At 64.5% G+C, this 19,471-nt stretch carries 15 protein-coding genes; 5 read left to right on the top strand and 10 right to left on the bottom strand.

All coding sequences use genetic code 11. The annotated features are described in order from the left end of the window. The first annotated feature begins 2 nt into the window (after positions 1–2). The 4 genes from ABT375_RS07650 (at position 3) to ABT375_RS07635 (ending at position 7,071) form a co-directional block, all read left to right on the top strand. Complete coding sequence (locus ABT375_RS07650) at positions 3–470, top strand: DUF2497 domain-containing protein (RefSeq protein ID WP_416464649.1); 468 nt, start codon at positions 3–5, stop codon at positions 468–470. 103 nt (positions 471–573) lie between these two features. Further along, positions 574–2,640, top strand: a complete 2,067-nt coding sequence (locus tag ABT375_RS07645) for a prolyl oligopeptidase family serine peptidase (RefSeq protein ID WP_416464648.1) — start codon at positions 574–576, stop codon at positions 2,638–2,640. A 43-nt stretch (positions 2,641–2,683) separates the two neighbouring features. Further along, positions 2,684–5,461, top strand: a complete 2,778-nt coding sequence (locus tag ABT375_RS07640) for a valine--tRNA ligase (protein WP_416464647.1) — start codon at positions 2,684–2,686, stop codon at positions 5,459–5,461. A gap of 158 nt (positions 5,462–5,619) precedes the next feature. Further along, entirely contained in the window at positions 5,620–7,071 is a 1,452-nt protein-coding gene (locus ABT375_RS07635; protein WP_224547755.1) for an MATE family efflux transporter, read from the top strand. A 9-nt stretch (positions 7,072–7,080) separates the two neighbouring features. Here the strand turns inward: ABT375_RS07635 and ABT375_RS07630 are convergent, their stop codons facing one another. Continuing rightward, entirely contained in the window at positions 7,081–8,736 is a 1,656-nt protein-coding gene (locus tag ABT375_RS07630; protein ID WP_224547754.1) for an ATP-binding protein, read from the bottom strand. Positions 8,737–8,972: 236 nt separating this feature from the next. Here ABT375_RS07630 and ABT375_RS07625 point away from each other — a divergent pair, with 236 nt between their 5' ends. Beyond that, positions 8,973–10,100: an acyltransferase family protein gene (locus ABT375_RS07625; RefSeq protein ID WP_416464646.1), complete on the top strand. Its 1,128-nt coding sequence runs from the start codon at positions 8,973–8,975 to the stop codon at positions 10,098–10,100. On the opposite strand, the gene ABT375_RS07620 is transcribed toward ABT375_RS07625, so the two are convergent. From ABT375_RS07620 to ABT375_RS07580, 9 genes are all read right to left on the bottom strand, one after another. Next, positions 10,070–11,074, bottom strand: a complete 1,005-nt coding sequence (locus ABT375_RS07620) for an LLM class flavin-dependent oxidoreductase (protein WP_416464645.1) — start codon at positions 11,072–11,074, stop codon at positions 10,070–10,072. The two genes, ABT375_RS07625 and ABT375_RS07620, sit on opposite strands and share 31 nt — an antisense overlap. Before the next feature lie 103 nt (positions 11,075–11,177). Next, positions 11,178–11,618: an Hpt domain-containing protein gene (locus ABT375_RS07615; RefSeq protein WP_416464644.1), complete on the bottom strand. Its 441-nt coding sequence runs from the start codon at positions 11,616–11,618 to the stop codon at positions 11,178–11,180. A gap of 95 nt (positions 11,619–11,713) precedes the next feature. After that, positions 11,714–11,926 carry a sulfurtransferase TusA family protein gene (locus ABT375_RS07610; protein WP_416464643.1) on the bottom strand — a complete coding sequence of 71 codons (213 nt, stop codon included), beginning with the start codon at positions 11,924–11,926 and terminating at the stop codon, positions 11,714–11,716. Positions 11,927–11,930: 4 nt separating this feature from the next. Then, positions 11,931–13,298, bottom strand: a complete 1,368-nt coding sequence (der, locus tag ABT375_RS07605; protein WP_224547747.1) for a ribosome biogenesis GTPase Der — start codon at positions 13,296–13,298, stop codon at positions 11,931–11,933. Positions 13,299–13,424: 126 nt separating this feature from the next. Then, positions 13,425–14,792: a PQQ-binding-like beta-propeller repeat protein gene (locus ABT375_RS07600; RefSeq protein WP_390902404.1), complete on the bottom strand. Its 1,368-nt coding sequence runs from the start codon at positions 14,790–14,792 to the stop codon at positions 13,425–13,427. Next, positions 14,789–15,487, bottom strand: coding sequence for a tetratricopeptide repeat protein (locus tag ABT375_RS07595; RefSeq protein ID WP_224547746.1), 699 nt, complete (start codon positions 15,485–15,487; stop codon positions 14,789–14,791). The genes ABT375_RS07600 and ABT375_RS07595 overlap by 4 nt, the downstream gene beginning before the upstream one ends. A gap of 90 nt (positions 15,488–15,577) precedes the next feature. Beyond that, on the bottom strand, positions 15,578–16,450 hold the full coding sequence (gene panB / locus ABT375_RS07590; protein WP_416464642.1) for a 3-methyl-2-oxobutanoate hydroxymethyltransferase: 873 nt from the start codon (positions 16,448–16,450) through the stop codon (positions 15,578–15,580). A gap of 119 nt (positions 16,451–16,569) precedes the next feature. Continuing rightward, positions 16,570–19,038 carry a TonB-dependent receptor gene (locus ABT375_RS07585; RefSeq protein ID WP_416464641.1) on the bottom strand — a complete coding sequence of 823 codons (2,469 nt, stop codon included), beginning with the start codon at positions 19,036–19,038 and terminating at the stop codon, positions 16,570–16,572. A 173-nt stretch (positions 19,039–19,211) separates the two neighbouring features. Next, a complete protein-coding gene (locus ABT375_RS07580; protein ID WP_224547743.1) occupies positions 19,212–19,412 on the bottom strand; it encodes a YezD family protein in 201 nt (66 codons plus the stop codon). Positions 19,413–19,471 lie beyond the last annotated feature (59 nt).

Genomic DNA, 19,471 nt, shown 5'->3' with positions numbered 1-19,471 from the left:
CCATGGGTGACATGACCAAGGAACCCTCGATGGAAGAGATACTCTCGTCCATCAAGCGGATCATCGCCGAAGAGGGCGAGGACGCGGTGCAGGCCGCGCCCCGTCGTACACGGGGCGAAGCCAAGGCGGCTGCGGCGCCGGTGCCCGTTGCGGTCGAAGAAGTGCTGGAACTGACCGACGAGATCGCGGAGGAGAATAGCATGCCTGCTCCCAAAGCTGCCGCAGCCGTAAGCGCGAGCGTGCCCGGCGACGACTCGATCCTGTCGGTCGAAAGCGAAGTCGCCGCGCGCCATTCGCTCTCTGCCCTCTCGTCCATGCTGGTCGCGCCCAAGGATGGGCAGGACAATACGCTCGACGGACTGGTCCGCTCGATGCTCAAGCCGATGCTCAAGGACTGGCTGGACCAGCGCCTGCCAGCTCTGGTCGAAGAGATGGTCGCCAAGGAAATCGCGCGTATCACCGGCCGCTGAGGCTGTGCTTGCGATGGCCTTTGCACAGGTCTAGACCCCTCGCATCCTGACGACGCCGCGGCGATGGGCCGCGCGTCGCGATCCGATCCGAGGGTGCTTTTTCATGAAAAATCTTCTGCTTGCCGGGCTAGGGTTGATGGCCCTGGCGACGGCGCCTGCGCTTGGCCGGCCCTTTACGCCCGCTGATATGGTGGCGCTGGACCGCATCGCCGCGCCGGCCGTGTCGCCGGACGGCAAATGGCTTGCCTATCAGCAGCGCAGTACCGATCTGGCCGGCAATAAGGGGCGCATGGACCTCTATCTGCTCGACATCAGCAAGGCGGGGCAGACGCCCAGGCTGATCGCGTCGAAGCCTGACAAGAATGAGACGGCGCCGGTCTTCTCGCCCGACGGGTCGTCGCTCTATTTCCAGTCGAACGCCAGCGGCGACGACCAGTTGTGGCGGGTGGCGCTAAGCGGCGGCGACCCGGTACAGATCAGCAAGGCGCCCGGCGGCATTGCCGGTTTTCTGCTTAGCCCCGACGGCAGCAAGGTCGCGCTTTGGGCCGACCGCCCGGTCGGCGCGAAGACGATCGACGTCGTGAAGCCCGATTCCTCCAAGGAAGCCGGCAGCGGGCGCATCTACGACCAGCTGTTCGTGCGCCATTGGGATACATGGTCCGATGGCCAGCGGTCGCAGATTTTCGTGATGCCGGTCGCCGGCGGCCCGGCCGTGTCGGTCATGGGCGGGCTTGCAGGCGACAGCCCGTCCAAGCCTTTTGGCGGGGCCGAGGAAATCGCCTGGAGCAAGGACGGCAGCACGCTCTTCTTCGCGCTGCGCGAGGCGGGGCGGCCAAAGAATCCGATCGAGCCGCTGTCGACCAATCTCGACATCTTCTCGGTTGCGGCGGACGGCAGCGCCGCGCCGGTCAACCTGACCGATGCCAATGACGCGGCCGACACGCTGCCCACCGTGTCGCCGGACGGCCGGTGGCTGGCCTATGTCGCGATGAAGCGCCCGACCTATGAAGCCGACCGGCAGGTATTGATGCTGCGCAACATCGCCAGCGGCGAGACGAAGGCGCTGACCGAGGGCTGGGACCGGTCGGTTGCGTCGATCGCCTGGGAAGCCAATGGCAAGGGGCTGCTCGTCACCGCCAACGACGTGCTCGACAATCCGGTGTTCCGGGTCGATGTCGCGTCGGGCAAGGTGGTGCGCCTGACGCAGAAGGGCCATGCCGGCAGCGTCGTGCCGCTGCCCCAGGGCGGCTTCGTCTATGCGCTGGACAGCATCCAGTCGCCCGCCGATTTCTGGAAGATGCCTGCAAAGGGCAAGCCGGTGCGGCTGACCAGCGTTAATGCGGCCAGGCTGGCGGGTGTCGATGACGTGTCGGTCGAGCGCTTCAGCTTCAAGGGCGCCAACGGCGACACCGTCTGGGGGCAGATCGTCAAGCCCCTAAACCCATCTGCTAACCCGTCGGCCAGCGGCACGGTCAATAAGCTGCCCGTCGCCTTCCTCGTCCATGGCGGGCCGCAAGGCAGCTTCAACGATTCATGGTCCTATCGCTGGAACCCCAAGGCGTTCGCGGCGCATGGCTATGCGGCGGTGATCGTCGATTTCCATGGGAGCACCGGCTATGGCCAGGCTTTCACCGACGCGATTAACAGGGATTGGGGCGGCAAGCCGCTCGAAGACCTGAAACTCGGTCTCGCCGCCGCCGCGGCGAAGGATGCAGAGGTCGATGCCGGCAATGCCTGCGCGCTGGGGGCCAGCTATGGCGGCTACATGATGAACTGGATCGAGGGCCAATGGGCCGACGGGTTCAAGTGCATCGTCCAGCATGACGGCGTGTTCGACGCCCGCGCCATGGCCTATGAGACCGAGGAATTGTGGTTCGACGAATGGGAACATGGCGGCCCCTATTATGAAAAGCCGGAAGAATTCGAGAAATGGAACCCGGTCAACCATGTCGCCGCGTGGAAGACGCCGATGCTGGTGGTGACGGGCGAGAAGGATTTCCGCATTCCCTATACGCAGGGGCTGGCCGCCTTCACCGCGCTCCAGCGTCGCGATATTCCGTCCAAACTGCTGGTCTTCCCGGACGAAAATCATTGGGTCTTGAAGCCGAAAAACTCGCTGCAATGGTATGGCGAGGCGCTGGGCTGGCTCGACCGGTGGACCAAGCGGTAAAAGCGCTGGAATGGTATGGGAAGGCATATTAAGGCGCCTTCCCATGACCGAATTGCCCAAAACCTTCGACCCCGCCGATATCGAATCCCGCTGGTACGCCCATTGGGAGGCGAACGGCCTGTTCCGCCCCGAACGGCCGGACGCGACGCCCTTCACCATCGTCAATCCGCCGCCGAATGTGACGGGCAGCCTGCATATCGGCCATGCGCTCGACAATACGTTGCAGGATATCGTGATCCGCTACGAACGGTTGCGCGGCAAGGATGCCTTGTGGGTGGTCGGCACCGACCATGCGGGCATCGCGACGCAGATGGTGGTCGAGCGGCAGCTCAACGCCCAGCAGCAGAAGCGGACCGACTTCACGCGCGACGCATTCGTCGCGAAGGTGTGGGAATGGAAGGCCGAGAGCGGCGGGACCATCACCGGCCAGCTACGGCGACTGGGCTGTTCCATGGACTGGGCGAACGAGCGCTTCACCATGGACGAGGGCTTTTCGAAGGCCGTCGTGAAGACCTTCGTGGAACTGCACAAGCGCGGCCTGCTCTATCGCGACAAGCGGCTGGTGAACTGGGATCCGCATTTCCGCTCTGCCATTTCGGACCTGGAGGTCGAGACGGTCGAGACGAAGGGCGGTTTCTGGCGCTTCCGTTATCCGCTGGCGGACGGCGTGACGCTGGCCGACGGTAGCGACCATATCGTTGTCGCGACGACGCGGCCGGAAACGATGCTGGCCGATATGGCGGTCGCGGTGCATCCCGATGACGAGCGCTACAAGGCGGTCATCGGCAAGGAGATTCTCCAGCCGATTACGGGCCGCCGGTTCAAGATCGTGCCCGACGAACATGCCGATCCGGCGCTGGGGTCCGGCGCGGTCAAGATCACGCCGGGCCATGATTTCAACGACTTCGACGTGGGCAAGCGCGCAGGCTTCAAGGCCGGCGACATGCTCAATATGTTCGACGCCGACGCCAATGTCGTCCAGACCGCCGACGGCCTGATCCCCGATCGCTTCCTGGGGCTGCACCGTTTCAAGCGCGACGGCGTGGACGGCGCGCGCGAGGCCGTGGTCGCGGAAATGAAGGCACTGGGCTTCCTGGTGCCCCATGTTACCAAGGACAAGGAAGGCGAGGAAATCTTTGCCGATTTCGAGCCGCGCACGATCCAGACGCCGTTCGGCGATCGCTCCAACGTGGTGATCGAACCCTGGCTGACCGACCAATGGTATGTCGATGCCGAAAAGCTGGCCGTGGCGCCGATGCAGGCGGTGCGCGACGGCGCGATCGAGATCGTGCCCAAGACATGGGAAAAGACCTTCTTCAACTGGATGGAGAATATCCAGCCCTGGTGCGTGAGCCGCCAGTTATGGTGGGGACATCAGATCCCGGCTTGGTTCGACCTGAACGGAAAAAGCTACGTAGCTGAATCTGAAGAAGACGCGGTCAAGCTCGCTTCGGCTGGTTCTGAAAATCGTCCAGTAAAGATAGTGAGTTCGTTCGATCCCAGCATCGTGGATGACGCGAATCCCTTTGATTATTATCTGCTGTCCCGCGATCCCGACGTCCTCGACACATGGTTCTCGTCCGCCCTCTGGCCCTTCGGCACGCTGGGCTGGCCGGAGCAGAGCGACAAGCTGTCGCGCCATTATCCCAATGATCTGCTGATTTCCGGCTTCGACATCCTGTTCTTCTGGGACGCCCGCATGGCGATGCAGGGGATGGAGTTCATGGGCGAGGCCCCATGGAAGAAGCTCTATCTCCACGGTCTGGTCCGCGCGGCCGACGGGCAGAAAATGTCCAAGTCCAAGGGCAATGTGGTCGATCCGCTGGGCCTGATCGACAGGTTCGGCGCAGACGCGCTGCGTTTCTTCATGGCGGCGATGGAGAGCCAGGGCCGCGACGTGAAGATGGATGAGAAGCGGGTCGAGGGCTATCGCAACTTCGCGACCAAGCTGTGGAATGCGGCGCGCTTCCTCCAGTCGAACGGCGTCACCGCATCGACCAGCCATGAGGCGCCCGCCGCTGCGCTGCCGGTCAACCGCTGGATCATCGCGGAGACGGTGGCGACCGTACAGGCGATCGACACGGCGCTGGCCGACCTGCGGTTCGATGCAGCCGCCAACGCCATCTATCATTTCGTCTGGGACCAGTTTTGCGACTGGTATATCGAATTGACGAAAGGCGCGATGGACGATGAGACGCGCGCCGTCGCGGGCTGGGCATTCGACCAGATTTTGGTGATGCTCCACCCCTTCATGCCGTTCATAACCGAAGAGTTATGGCACCTGACGGGCGACCGCGCGAACGCCCTGATCGTCGCGCAATGGCCGCAGGCGCTGGCCGCCGTCGACACCGATGCGCAGGCGGAGATCGACTGGCTGATCCGGCTGGTGAGCGCGATCCGCACCGCGCGGACCGAACTCAACGTGCCGCCCGGCGCGAAGCTGCCGATGGTAGTGCGCGACGCAGCGGAGGAAACCCATCGCAGGCTCGACCGTCAGGGCGTGGCGCTGGCCCGCCTTGGTCGCGTCGAAAGCCTGACCTTCGGCGAACCGCCGGCAGGCGGCGCGGCGCAGATCGTGGTGGACGAGGCGACTTTCATCCTGCCGCTGGCAGGCGTGATCGACATCGCGGCGGAAAAGACCCGCCTCGCCAAGGCGCTGGCCGCGGCGGAGAAGGAGCGGGATGGTCTGGGCGGACGCCTGTCCAACGCCAGTTTCGTCGAGAAGGCCAAGCCCGAAGCCGTCGCCAAGGCGCGCGAGGACCATGCCGAGAAGACGGCCGAGGCGGAACGGTTGAAGGCGGCGCTGGAGCGGCTGGGGTAAAACGGCCCGGATAAACCGGCATAAGCGCCGCTATCATGCGCAGGCTGCTTGTCGAAACTCCGTTCTTTCTGCAAGAAAGAGAAGGGCTTCGACAAGCTCAGCCCGAACGGGGGCATAGGGTGCCACACAGGCGCGCGGTTTTGAATGGGGACAGGCGAGTGGCAGCGAGCAGACCGGGCGCAAAAGACCTGACGCAGGGGCCGATCGCATCGACCCTGCTGATGTTCGCCATTCCCACGCTGGCGTCGAATATTCTCCAGTCCCTGAACGGATCGATCAATGCGATCTGGGTCGGGCGCTTCCTGGGCGCGCAGGCGCTGGCGGCGACGGCCAACGCCAATATCATCATGTTCCTGATGTTCTCGGTGGTGTTCGGCTTCGGCATGGCATCGACCGTGATGATCGCGCAGGCTGTCGGCGCCCGCGATCTGGACGCGGCCCGGCGCGCCTTCGGGTCTGCGGTCGGCTTCTGTTCGATGCTGGGGCTGGGCGTCGCTCTGGCGGGCTGGATCGGCGCGCCGGCACTGCTGCGCCTGCTGGCGACGCCGGCGGAGGCGTTCGACCTCGCGCTGGTCTATCTGCGCGTCATCTTCATCGCCATGCCCGCGACCCTGCTCAGCGTCATGATGATGATGGGGCTGCGCGGCGCGGGGGATGCACGCACGCCGCTCATCTTCATGATCGTCAGCGTCGCGGTCGACCTGATCCTCAATCCGGTGCTGATCCTGGGGCTGGGGCCGATCCCGGCCTTCGGCATCGCCGGGTCGGCGGCGGCGACGGCGGCGGCGGGCTTCGTCAGCCTGATCGGGCTGGTCGCCTTCACCTATGCCAAGGATTTGCCGCTGCGGCTGCGGGGCAAGGAACTGGCCTATCTCTGGCCCGCCGCCGACCAGATGCGCGTGCTGGTGGGCAAGGGGCTGCCCATGGGGTTGCAGATGATCGTCATGTCCGCGTCGGGCCTGGTGATGATCGGGCTGGTCAATCGCGAAGGCCTGCTGGTGACGGCGGCCTATGGCGCCGCACAGCAGATCTGGACCTATCTCCAGATGCCCGCCATGGCCATGGGCGCGGCGGTCAGCGCCATGGCGGCGCAGAATATCGGGGCAGGGCGCTGGGACCGGATCAGCCGCATTACCGGCTATGGCATCGGTTATCTGCTGGCGATCACTGGCGCGATGATCGTCATCATCCTGCTTTTCCACGAACTATTGCTGTCGCTATTTTTGGGCAGCAACCAGGCGGCGATCGACGCGGCGTGGAACATGCAGTTGCTGGCGAGCTGGAGCTTCATGATGTTCGGCTGCACCATGATCCTGTTTGGCGTGATGCGCGCCAATGGCGTGGTGGTCGCGCCTTTGGTCATCCTGTGCTTCACCCTGTTCGGCGTGCGTCTTGGGTTTTACGAGCTAGGCTATCCGCACTGGGGCGCGGACGCGCTTTGGCTGAGTTTCCCGGCAGGATCGGCGGTGGCGCTGCTGCTGGCATGGGCGGTCTATGCGCGCGGCGCGTGGCGCACGACGCGCCTGCTGGTGCCGGTGCATGAGGAACAATGCCGTGAGACGGTGAACAGCGATGCCGAACCGGCCGGCCGGATCGCGCCGGCGGGTTGACGGCGGGCGTTAGCGCCCCTGGTTGCGCCAGCGGGTGATGGTGCGTTCCAATATGTCGGACTCGCTGCCGGCCTGACGCCACAATTCGGTGAAGCTGGGGTCGCCCGATGCGGGGCGGCGATGCTCTTCCAGATTGTCGAGCGCGACGCGGATCGGCACCGCGACGCCCTCGCCGCAGATGATCGCCTCCCGGTTGCGCAGGGCGGGAATCGAATCGAGGAAACCGCGCGCGCCTTCGGGCATGGCGGCCTTGACGAAGGCCTGGTCGCGATCGTTGTTGAGGCGCATCGAAATGATCGTGCCGCATTGCGACAGCACGCCTTCGGCAAGGTCGGACGGACGCTGGGTGATGAGGCCCAGCGAAATGCCGTATTTGCGGCCTTCCTTGGCGATCCGCTCCAATATCTTGCGCACCGCCTGTCCCGACCCGGTTGTCGTGTTGGGGATATAGCGATGCGCTTCCTCACACACCAGCAGGATGGGCCGCTGCGGCTCGTCGCGCGCCCAGATGGCATAGTCGAACACCAGCCGCGACAGCACCGACACGACGGTCGAGGTGATGTCGGACGGCATGGCGGACACGTCGATGATCGAGATCGGCTTGCCGTCGGACGGCAGGCGGAAAATCTTGGCGAGGAACGCCTGCATCGTGTCGGCGACCAACATGCCGGAGAACATGAAGCTGTAGCGCGGGTCGGCCTTGATCTCCTCGATCTTGGTCTTGAGACGCATATAGGGCAGCGAATTGGTGCCCTTGTCGAGCTTGCCCATCTCATTCTGGAGGATGGTGGTGAGGTCGGACAACAGATAGGGGATCGGCGAATCCACCGTCAGGCGGCCGATGCTTTCCGCCAGCCGGTTCTTCATCCGCGCGGCCAGCAGGCATTTGGCGAGAATGTCGCTGTCGACCGTACGTTCGGAGCCGGACGACGTGACGAACACTTCGCAATGCTCCTCGAAATTCATCAGCCAATAGGGCAGGGCCAGGTTGCTGACGTCGAACACCGCGCCGTTGCTGGCGAAGGCTGCGCCATATTCGCCGTGCGGATCGATCATCACGATATGCCCCTGCGGCGACAGGTCGCAGATGCGGTGCAGGATCAGGGCGGCGCTGGTCGACTTACCCGTACCGGTGGACCCCAGCAGCGCGAAATGCTTGCCCAGCATCGAATCGACATAGAGGGCCGCGCGCGTGTCCGTGGTGGGGTAGACGGTGCCGATCTCCACATTCGCCCGGTCGTCCGCGGCGTAGATTTGCTGCATGTCGTGGCTCGACACCGGGAAGATGTCGGTGCCGGGGGTCGGATAGCGGGTGACGCCGCGGCGGAAGCGGTAGATGCGGCCGGTCAGTTTTTCCTCATCGCCTTCGCCCAGGAAATCGATGTCGGCGACGATGCCCTTGCTCGCCTGGTCCAATGTCATCGCACGGACGCTGGCGACCAGCCAGCTATTGCCGACGCGCATCTTCACCTGGCTGCCGACCTGGCCTGCCATGGCGGTGCAGGGGTCTTCATCCTGCTCCAGCAGCGCCAGGCGCTGCGCGTCGATCAGCACCTTGGAACTGGACCCGGCGATCTGGAACACCATTCCCATGGACTGGACCGAAGCGAGATGCACGGGCGTCGCGGGGGATGAAAAATGTTGTGCGCCCGGCATATGGGTCATGAGCCTTTGTCGTCCCTCGGACCGGAACGGCTTCCGGTTAACAGGATGCTTCTAGGCAAAAGAGGTAAAGATTGGCTTAGCTTCCACCGCTTCATGGCTGGCAAAGCCCCGCTTCAGGGTGAAGCTTCAAGGTTAAGAGACGTTGAGCCGGGGTCCGATCTGGACCAGTTGCAGCGCGGCACAGGAACATGGATCAACTTCGGGCATTGGGTTTAGGCAACAATCAGGATGGCCGCGTGTCCGATATTCCCAAGAGAGATGGCCGAACAGATGGAGCACGTCGCTCCGCCGCGATCGCGATCGCCCGCGTCATCTGTATATTGGGTGTGGTCTATGTTCATGCCTGGACCGGCCTGAATGGCGAGGCGCTCAAGGCGCTGCGTGGCAGCGGCCAGGATAATCTGCGCTGGCTGCTGATGGAATTGTTCGGCCGCAGCGCGGTGCCGCTGCTGGGCCTGATCTCCGGCTGGCTGGTCGCCCGATCGCAGACGACGCGCGATTGGGGCAGGCATGTGCGGCGCAAGGCGCGCACCATCCTGCTGCCCATGGTGCTTTGGAACATCATCGCCATCATTCTGGTGTCGGGCGCCGCCTGGCGGCTGGGCCTGTCGGCGCCGATGCCGCAATCGGGATGGTGGGCGATCGATGAGATATTCATCCTGACCCGCAACCCGGACATCAACGTGCAAATGCCGTTTCTGCGCGACCTGTTCCTGTGCATGGTCGCTGCGCCCTTGCTGGTGCGGATGCCGAACTGGTCGCTGGGGCTGGTCGCGGCGGTGGCGGCGGGGTGCCACATCGCCGGCTTCGGCCCACCGGTGCTGATGCGGGCGTCGATCCTCGTCTTCTTCACGCTGGGCATATTGGCGCAGCGCGGTGGCTGGGCCGAGCGCGTAGCGAGCAGGCCGATGCTGCTGATGGCGGTGCCATTCGCCTTGCTCATGGCGGTGCAACTCTATCGTGCCGTGACCGTCGGCGACGACGCCTGGCCAGTGGCGCAGCGGGCGCTCGACCTGACGCTGCGGGTGGCGGCGGCGGTGGCTTTCTGGCGGCTGGCCTGGGCGCTGGCGGACAGCCCGGCGCGGCCCATGCTGCTGCGGATCGAGCCTTATATGTTCTTCCTCTTCTGCGCCCACCTGATCCTGATCTGGCTGCTGGGGCCGGTGCTGGGCGGGCTTTTCGGGAAGATGGGCACGCCCTTCTATCCCTTCTACCTGATCCTGCAGCCTGTCATGGTGCTGGGCGCGACAGTGGCGATCGGCGCGGGATTGCGCCGTGTCGCGCCCGGCACGGCGGCGCTGCTCAGCGGTGGGCGGTTGAAGCGGCCGGAGCCTCAGGCGGTTTCCCGGGTCGTGACCGTCTGAGCCGCCGCCATGGCGATGGCGAAGCTGTGCTTGCGCGCGGCCGGGTCGAAAATCTGGCCCGTCAGGATCAACTCATCGACCTGTGTCCGGCGCAGGAAGGCGGCGATGTCGCGTTCCACATCCGCCTGCGTGCCGATGCTGGAGACGCTCAGCACATCGGACAGCATCGCCTGCGCCTGACCGGGCAGATCGGCATAATAGCCCGGCACCGGGGGTTGCAGCTTACCCGGCTGGCCGGTGCGCAGCCGCACGAAGGACTGCTGCATCGAGCTGGCAAGCAAATGCGCTTCCTCCGCCGTGTCCGCAGCGAAGACATTATAACCCGCCATCACATAGGGATATTTGAGATGGGCCGACGGGCGGAAGTCGCGGCGATAAATGGCGATCGCTTCGTCCAGCGCGGCGGGAGCGAAATGGGACGCGAAGGCATAGGGCAGGCCGAGCATGGCGGCGAGTTGCGCGCCATAAAGGCTGGAGCCGAGTATCCAGATCGACACATCTGCGCCCGCGCCCGGCGTCGCCTGGATGCTGAGCCGCTCGTCCTCGCCGAAATAGGCCTGTAGCTCCATTATGTCGCGCGGGAACTGGTCTGCTCCGCCCGACAGGTTTCGGCGGATCGCCTGGGCCACCCGCTGGTCAGAACCGGGCGCGCGGCCCAGGCCCAGATCGATGCGGCCGGGAAAGAGCGCATCGAGCGTGCCGAACTGCTCCGCGATCACCAGCGGGGCGTGATTGGGCAGCATGATGCCACCCGCGCCGATGCGGATGGTCGATGTCGCCTGGCCGATATGCGCCAGCACGACCGCCGTCGCGGCGGATGCGATGCCCGCCATGCCATGATGTTCGGCGACCCAAAGCCGGTGATAGCCAAGGCTTTCGGCATGGGCGGCAAGATCCGCGGCGTGGGCGAGCGCCGTGGCGACGGTGTCGCCTTCACGAACGGGGACGAGGTCGAGCAGGGAAAAACGGGTCATGTCCGCCATATGGGGGCATGGTCGGTTTTACTTCAAGACTTATAATATGGCCGAGGCGACCGTTTGCGGTCAACGGCTCGAAAATGCGGCGCCAGGCTCCAACTCAGACCGCCCGGCCAAATCCCTGTGCGGGGGCTTCGGCGCGGCGGCCGAAGGTGGCGGGCCGGCGGGCAACCAGCGGGTTGGCGTCTCGATCGAGCAGCGCCATCGTCTCGGTAAAGCAGGGACGTAGCGCGACGACGACCTCGATCAACTCGTCCGGGCCTTCATGCGTTTCCACGCAGCGGCGGGCGACCATCTCGATCTCTTCGGCCATGGCGCTCAGGCGATAGGCGCCGAACTGCGCCAATTCGCCCTTGAGCGTATGGGCGGGCGTGACCAGCGCGGCGGCGTTGCGGGCGCGGAACGCCTCTTCGATGGCGCCGATGGATTTGGCGCCATCTTCCCGGAAATAGCCCAGGATACGAAGAAAAGCGGTGCCCAGCTCGCTGCGGGTCCGCGTAAATTCGCTCCAACTGACCAGTTCGGTATCTTGATAGGACACCCACGCCGCTCCTTCATTCTAGCGAAGCCAAAATAGACGCGGCGCGTAAACAGCAGGTTAAAGCGTGGCGGAAAGCCACCCATTGTGGAGGATAATCACTCGGTCCGGGATAGGGTGAACCGATGCTCGCCCAGCGCCGCGAAGATCCAGCCCTGCGCCTGGGCAAGCGCTTCCAGCTCGCTCGCGGCGATCGGGTCGTCCGCTTCGATCACGATCGCACCGGCGTCCCGCATCGCCCGCGCGGCGCGTAATGCAGGCCAGGGACATTTCATGCCCCTGGCGTTCACGGGAACGGGATCGGCCGCCATCGCTCTATTTGGTCGCGTAGGGGTTCTTCTGGCTGCGCAGCGTCAAGCGCACCGGCACCGCGCCGAAACCCAGTTCCCGGCGGATGCCGTTCACCAGATAGCGGCGATAGCTTTCGGGCAGGTCGTCCAGCCGGGTGCCGAACAGCACGAAGGTCGGCGGGCGGGTCTTGTTCTGGGTGATATAGCGCAGCTTGATCCGCTTGCCGCCCGGCGCGGGCGGCGGGTTGGCCTCCAGCGCGGTTTCGAACCAGCGGTTGAGGACGCCGGTTGATACGCGCTGCGACCAGGCGGTGCGCGTTTCGAAGGCGACGTGGATCAGGTCGTCCAGACCCTTTCCGGTAGCCCCGGAAATGGTCATGATCGGCACGCCGCGCACCTGCGCCAGGCCTTCGTCCAGCGCCTTCTTGATACCCTGATAAAGCGCCGAACCATGTTCGACCGTATCCCATTTGTTGAGTGCGACGACGAGGGCGCGGCCTTCCTCCAGCACCCGGTCGGCGATGCGCAGATCCTGCGCCTCCAGCCCGCGGGTGGAATCGATCATCAGCACGACGACTTCGGCGAAGTTCACCGCGTTGATGCCGTCGGAAACGGCCAGCTTTTCCAGCTTTTCCTGCACCTTGGCCCGCTTGCGCATCCCCGCCGTGTCGATCAGGCGGACGGGGCGTTCCAGCCCGTCGCGGCTGGTCCACATCCAGTCGACGGCGATGCTGTCGCGGGTGATGCCCGCTTCCGGCCCGGTCAGCAGGCGGTTTTCGCCCAGTAGTCGGTTGATGAGCGTGGATTTGCCCGCATTGGGGCGGCCGACGATGGCGAGCTTGAGCGGGGCGCTCTCGTCATCCTCGTAAAATTCCTTTTCGTGCGGCTCGTCGCCCTCCCGCTCCAGGTGGGGGAGCAGCGCCTGGAACAGGTCAGCCAGGCCCTGGCCATGTTCGGCGGAAAAAGGGACAGGCTCACCCAGGCCAAGGCTGAACGATTCCATGACGCCGTCATCCGCCGCCTTGCCCTCGGCCTTGTTCGCGACCAATATGACAGGCGCGTCGTTGGCGCGCAGCCAGCGGGCGATTTCCTCGTCCAGCGGGGTGATGCCAGCGCGCGCGTCGATCATGAACAGGGCGACGTCGCAATTTTCCACCGCCGCTTCGGTCTGCATCCGCATCCGGCCGGGCAGGGTATTGGCGTCCTCATCCTCATAACCGGCGGTATCGACGATCGTGAAGTCGAGGCCCAGCAGATGCGCCTCGCCCTCGCGCCGGTCGCGTGTCACGCCGGGCTGGTCATCGACCAGCGCCAGCTTCTTGCCGACCAGACGGTTGAAGAGTGTGGACTTGCCCACATTGGGACGCCCGACAATGGCTACTGTGGGCAACATGGAGGCCCGTTCCTTCCAAAATTCAATAATCGATAAACGCGATACTCCCGCGCAGGCGGGGGCCAGTCCAGACGGAGGAACTGGACCCCCGCCTGCGCGGGAGCACGCTTAGCATATTTTCCCGGCTTAACGGTACGCCGTCAACTTCCCGTCATCCGCCAGCAGATAGAGTATGTTGTTGGCGACGATCGGCGACAGCGACATGGAGCGCCCCACATCGACCGTCGATTGCACCGATCCGGTGGCGGGATCGACATAGACCATCTCGCCGCGTGTCGACACGACGATCAGGCGGCCGCCGGCCAGAACCGGGCCGGTCCAGCGGATTGCCTTGTCCTTCTTCTTTTCCTTCTGCCAGCGGCGGAGCTGGCTGACCCAGCGGATTTTGCCGGTGGCGCGCGCGACGCAGAGCAGCCGGGCGTCGCTGGTCACCGCGAACACCCATTCGCCGACCACGGCCGGGGTCGAGATGCCCGCAATATTGATTTCCCACAGGCGCTGGCCGCTGGTCAGTTCATAAGAGGCCATGCGGCCGCCCTGGCCGATCGCAAAGACGCGGCCACGGTCGATCACCGGATCGGCATCGATGTCGGTCAGCGAGGCCACGGCGGTCGAGATGCTGGTCCGCGAGAGGGCGTCGCCCCACAGCGTGCGCCCATTTTCATAGCGATAGGCATTGATTTCGCCCGAACTATAGCCGGCGATCACGGTTCCCTGCGCGGCGGCGGGGGCCGCGACGCCGAAAATGCCGGTAACCTGCAAGGTGCCGCTATCGGTCCACTGGGTTTCGCCGTCCGACTGGTTGAGCGCGAACACCTGATTGTCCTGGCCCATCACATAGACATGACCATTTTCCAGCGTCGGCGCGCCGCGCAGCGGGCCGGACAGATGCTTCTTCCAGACGATCGCGCCATCGGCGACATTCAGCGCGAAGACGTCGCCGAAGCCGGTGCTGGCGAATACCCGGTCGCCCAGGACGCTGACGCCGCCGCCGAACAGCACGCGGCCATTGCCCTTGCCTTCGGAGGGCAGGTTGGTCTGCCACAATTTTGCGCCGCTGGCGGCGTCGAAGGCGATGACATGCGCGCCTGCGTCGGTCACGAACAGCTTGCCGCCCGCCACGACGGGGGAGGCGGCCAGCCGCGCCTGGGGCGAGCTGCCCTCGATCGAAGCGGTCCAGACCTGCGAGGGCGAACCGCCCAGCGAGACATGGCCCATCGCCTTGGACGGGTCGCCGCCCGGCTGCGACCAGCTATCGTTGACATAAGGGGCGGGCAGGGTGACCTGCACATCGGCCAGGCTGGGTTCGACCTCGACACCCTGTTCGTTGCTCAGGATCGACGTGCGGTTGCCGACGACCGGCGTCTTGGGGCCGCCCTTCTTGCCGCCGACGATGCCGCAGCCCGCGAGCAGGGCGACCATCGCCGCCATCGTTACCATGCGGCCCATCGGCGCGAATGCTTTCATGCTCGTCATTCCCATCCGCTCGGTCATCCTTCGCTCGGCTCGGCCGGAATCTCGACCGCGTCGATACCCATTAATCCTGCCATCTGTCGCGCGCGTGAACGGATCGACTGCGGCACATTGGCGTCCTTGGCCATCGCGGCGAAGATCGGGCCGGCCAGGTCGGTCTTGCCCATCTTCATATAGGCGATCGCCACCAGTTCACCGGCGCTGCCGAACCAGGGCGCGCCCTCGACGGCCAGCGGCTTCAGCCGGTCGACCACCTGCTGGGGCTTGAGCGTATCGAACTCCAGCGCGGTCTGGCGGATCAGCGCCAGGTCGCGATAGGGCTGGTCCAGCTTGGTATCGGCGGCCATGGCGGCGTAGAGGGCGGTCGCAGCCTTGGCGTCGCCCTTGCGCGACGCGACGCCGGCCTGCGCCAGCAGGGCGGACGCGCGGTAGCCCGGCTGGTCGGCCTTCGTCAGTGCATCGAGCTGCTTGGCGTCGGGCGTGCCGCCGCCGGCCGCCGCCGTCAGCACCGTGTCCATCTGCTCCGACACCGCTTCCGACTGTATCTTGCTATAATGCTGCCAGTAGAGCCAGCCGCCAAAGGCGGCCAGGCCCAGTATGACGGCGACCAGAATCCAGCGCCCATAGCGCTGCCAGAAACCCAGAAGCTGGTCCTGTCGGACGGCTTCGTCCACCTCGCGCATGAAGGCTTGGCTATTTTGCGGCGTCAGGGCCACGGGATTCTCCGAGAAATGGATCAGAAACTATGGGCAGAAGGCGCGATCAATAGCGACGCTTATGCCACAGGCAAATCAAATTTTGGCCAATTAGATTTTAGGGCGATACACCTGATCGTCGGTAGGAAAGCCGCGTGTCCGCACTTCGGCGGCGTAGCGGGCAGCCGCGCCGTCGATGGTTTCCGCGATATTCTCGTAACGTTTCACGAAGCGCGGGACGCGATCGAACATGCCCAGCATGTCTTCGGTCACCAGCACCTGCCCGTCGCAATGGGCCGATGCGCCGATGCCGATCACCGGCACGTCGACGCTGTCGGTGATGGCGACGGCCAGTTCCTCCATCACCCCTTCCAGCACCATGGCGAAGGTGCCGGCCTGCGCCACGGCGCGGGCGTCGGCCATGATCTTGGCATGTTCCTGCTGGCTCTTGCCGCGCGCGCCATAGCCGCCCAGTGCGTTCACGGCCTGCGGCGTCAGGCCGATATGCGCCATCACCGGGATGCCGCGCTGGCTGAGGAAGGAAATCGTGTCCGCCATCGCCTCGCCGCCCTCCAGCTTGACGGCGGCGCAGCCGGTTTCCGCCATTATCCGGCTGGCGCTGGCGAAGGCCTGTTGGGGCGAGGATTCATAGCTGCCGAACGGCATGTCGACCAGCACGACGCTGTGATAGCTGCCGCGCACGACCGCCGCGCCATGGGCGATCATCATGTCGAGCGTGACGGCGAGGGTGGAGGGCAGGCCGTAAATCACCTGGCCCAGCGAATCGCCGACCAGCAGCATGTCGCAATGCGGGTCGAGCAACTGGGCCTGGCGCGCGGTATAGGCGGTCAGCATGACCAGCGGTTCCTGCGTCTTCCCCTCGAACTTGCGCCGCTGGATGGCGGGCACGGTCAGGCGCTTCATCGGCGCGGGCGTGGGGTTGGCGCGGCTGGTCGCGGTGTCGAGCGTGAAGGTCGTGGACATGGACGCGCTCTACCGCAGCGCGGCGCGGCGCGCAAATGGATGGGGAGCGGCATGGATATGCCGCTCCCCATTCTTCGCAGGTTGCGGATACGGCAAGCCGCCTCCGCAGGGGTGAGTGGTCAGAAGGAGACTTTGATCGTGCCGCCCCAGGTCTGGGGATCGCCGACCTGACCGGCGATCAGGCCGGTGTTGCCCGGCGCGACCTGGAGGTTTTCGATATAGTTCACGTCGAACGCGTTGCGGACCCAACCGAAAATGTCGAACCCTTCGCCGCGGAAGCCGGCGCGGAAGTTGGTCAGCGCATAGCCCTTCACCTCGGTATAGATGGACGGCGAGGCGTTGGAGTTCCAGTGCGAGCGGTAATTGCCGTCGACGCCCAGATAGGCCTGGCCCTCCTTCGCCAGTAGCGTAACCGGAATATTATATTCCGCGCCGTAGGAGAAAGCCCATTTCGACACGCCGGGCAGATCCTGGCCGGAAATGTCGCACTGGCGAGGGCTGAGCGCGCCGGGGACGCCCGGCTGCGAATAATCCGCAGGCTGTCCCGAAGGCTGCAACGTGCCGCCCGACAGTTCGGGCGGGCAGGGCGCGTTGGTGAACTTCTTATATTGGGCGTCGGTATAGGCGCCATTGGCATAGGCGGTGAAACGGTCGCTGGCGACGACCTTGAAGTCCGCCTCGATCCCTTGCGACCGCACCTTTTCCGCGTTGGCGAGGTAACCGCGCACGGTGCCGAACTGGCCGCCATTCACGGTCGCCTGGAAATTCTTGATCTCCGTGCGGAAGGCGGTGAGGTTGAAGGTGGCCCGGCGGTCCCAGAACTGGGTCTTGAGGCCGATTTCATAATGATTGACCGATTCCGGCTTCACCGTGCTGGCGTCATAATTGACGCTATTGTCGGCATTGAGCGGCAGGCCGTTCTGGTTGATGCCCAGCGTCTTGAAGCTCTTGGCATAGGTCGCATAGGCCAGCACGTCGCGGGCGACCTTGTAATTGACGTTGAAATCGTAGGTGAAGTTCCAGGCGCTGTCGGACGGGGCACTGACCTGCGGCTGGTAGACGCCGCACTGCTGGGTCGTGCCCTTGATGGTGCCGGGTTCCGCGACCGTGGTGCAACTGATGGCCTGGCCCTGCGCGTTGGTGACGACGCGCTGATAGAAGCCGGACTTCTTGTCATAGTTGAGCCGCACGCCCGGCTGGATGGTCAGCGCGTCGGTCACCTTCCAGCTAAGCTGGCCGAACAGGGCCGCGCTGTCCGCCTTCAGATATTGCGTATTACTGGCGGTCAGGCCGGACAGCGTCGCCGGGATATTGGCGGGGTTGGTCGGATCGGTGGAGGGCGCAAGGCTCCACTGGGCCGCATCGTCGCCCTGCTGTTCGGTGCCCTGGGTGTCGATCCGCTGCTTGAAGCCGAACAGGCCGACGACGAAGTCAACATCCTTGCTTTCGTAGTTGTAGCGGAATTCCTGGCTATACTGGTCCTGCTGCGACGGGTTCTGCGATTTGGACACGATCGACAGACCGGTGAAGTCGCGGTCATTTTCCGGCTTCCAGTCCCAGAAGCGCCAGGCGGTGACGGAGGTCAGGGTGCCGGGGCCGACATCCCATTTGATCTTGGCCGACACGCCGCCGATCTTGTTACCGGCGTTCAGGTTGGAATCGAGGTCGGTCAGACGGTCATAGGGGTTGCGGCTGGGCACGACATAGCCCTGCGCAGCGGCCAGCGCGTCATATTGGCGATTGAGCGGACGCTGGGTCTTGCCGACGCGCACGAAGGTCGTGCCGCAGCATTCGGGATCCTGCTTGCTGTAATCGCCGGACAGGGTGACGCTGAAATCGTCATTGGGCTTGAACAGCAACTGGCCGCGAATGCCCAGATTATCCTGCTCGTTGATCCAGCGCTGGCTGGTCACATTGTAGAGCGTGCCCCGGCGCGTGGTGGCGGCGACCGCGATGCGGGCGGCGATGGTCTCGGACAGCGGGCCGGACACGGCGGCCTTGGCCTGCTTGTAGTTGAGATTGCCGACGGTCAGTTCGGCGCGGCCCTCGAAATCGAAGGTCGGCTGGTTGGTCGTGATGTTGATCGCGCCGGCCGTGGTGTTCTTGCCGTAAAGCGTACCTTGCGGTCCGCGCAGCACTTCCACCTGCGCCACGTCGAGAAAGTCGAAGGTCGCGGCGGCGACGCGCGAGTTGTAGACGTCGTCGACATAGATGCCGACGCCTTGTTCGAAGCCATCGCTGGTCAGGCCGAACGGCACGCCCAGGCCACGGATATTGACCGAGGTGTTGCGCGGGTTGGTGGTGTAGACCTGCAACGTCGGCGCGAGTTGCTGGAGCTTCACGATGTTGAAGTTGCCGGTTGCCTCGATGCTGTCGCCGCGGACCACGGAAATCGCCAATGGCACTTCCTGCGCGGTTTCCTGGCGACGGCGGGCGGTAACGACGATCACGTCGCCGCGCACGTTGGTTTGTCCGGCGACCTGTTCGGCGCCGTCCGCAGGCGGCTGAACCGCATCCTCCGCAAAGGCGTTGGGCGTGATGATGGAAGCGCCCGCGACGCTCGCGAGCAACAGGAAACGCGCAATCATGATATTCCCCTTTATCCGGCTGTCCGGTGCCAATCTGGTTGTCTTGTGATCGCGGCACTTCCGGTGATCCGGTCAACGCCGATATTGGGGATGAAGATCGGAACGGCGGCCCATCCCCTGCCGCCTGGGCCGCTCGTTGCAGCCCGAAATATATGGCGCCCCCGCCTGATCGTTCAGTTGGTCAGGCGCGTCTTTTCCGTCACGTCGATCTGGACCACGCGCGCGTCGTGGACGGTCAGCGTGATCGATCCGAAACGCAGCGCTTCCAGCACGTTGCGCACCTTGTCGACGCTCGCGGCGATATCGGGCCGCAAGTCTGTGCGGGCGCCGTCGATACGGGCGTGACGGAGTTCGATCGGTTTATGTTCGCTCATGGACACCTCTGGCTCGTCTAATATCTCAACTACAAAGATAGACAAAAAAGCAAATATAA

The sequence above is a fragment of the Sphingomonas sp. VDB2 genome (assembly GCF_047946695.1).
GTDB lineage: Bacteria > Pseudomonadota > Alphaproteobacteria > Sphingomonadales > Sphingomonadaceae > Sphingobium > Sphingobium bisphenolicum.
This window is presented reverse-complemented; position numbering and strand designations above follow the sequence as displayed.

What these genes read in the sequence shown, in the direction of transcription:
- ABT375_RS07650 (WP_416464649.1), top strand. Translation starts at nt 3, where the DNA reads ATGGGTGACATGACCAAGGAACCCTCGATGGAAGAGATACTCTCGTCC.
- ABT375_RS07645 (WP_416464648.1), top strand. Translation starts at nt 574, where the DNA reads ATGAAAAATCTTCTGCTTGCCGGGCTAGGGTTGATGGCCCTGGCGACG.
- ABT375_RS07640 (WP_416464647.1), top strand. Translation starts at nt 2,684, where the DNA reads ATGACCGAATTGCCCAAAACCTTCGACCCCGCCGATATCGAATCCCGC.
- ABT375_RS07630 (WP_224547754.1), bottom strand. Translation starts at nt 8,736, where the DNA reads ATGACCCATATGCCGGGCGCACAACATTTTTCATCCCCCGCGACGCCC.
- ABT375_RS07620 (WP_416464645.1), bottom strand. Translation starts at nt 11,074, where the DNA reads ATGACCCGTTTTTCCCTGCTCGACCTCGTCCCCGTTCGTGAAGGCGAC.
- ABT375_RS07610 (WP_416464643.1), bottom strand. Translation starts at nt 11,926, where the DNA reads ATGGCGGCCGATCCCGTTCCCGTGAACGCCAGGGGCATGAAATGTCCC.
- der (WP_224547747.1), bottom strand. Translation starts at nt 13,298, where the DNA reads ATGTTGCCCACAGTAGCCATTGTCGGGCGTCCCAATGTGGGCAAGTCC.
- ABT375_RS07600 (WP_390902404.1), bottom strand. Translation starts at nt 14,792, where the DNA reads ATGACCGAGCGGATGGGAATGACGAGCATGAAAGCATTCGCGCCGATG.
- panB (WP_416464642.1), bottom strand. Translation starts at nt 16,450, where the DNA reads ATGTCCACGACCTTCACGCTCGACACCGCGACCAGCCGCGCCAACCCC.
- ABT375_RS07585 (WP_416464641.1), bottom strand. Translation starts at nt 19,038, where the DNA reads ATGATTGCGCGTTTCCTGTTGCTCGCGAGCGTCGCGGGCGCTTCCATC.
- ABT375_RS07580 (WP_224547743.1), bottom strand. Translation starts at nt 19,412, where the DNA reads ATGAGCGAACATAAACCGATCGAACTCCGTCACGCCCGTATCGACGGC.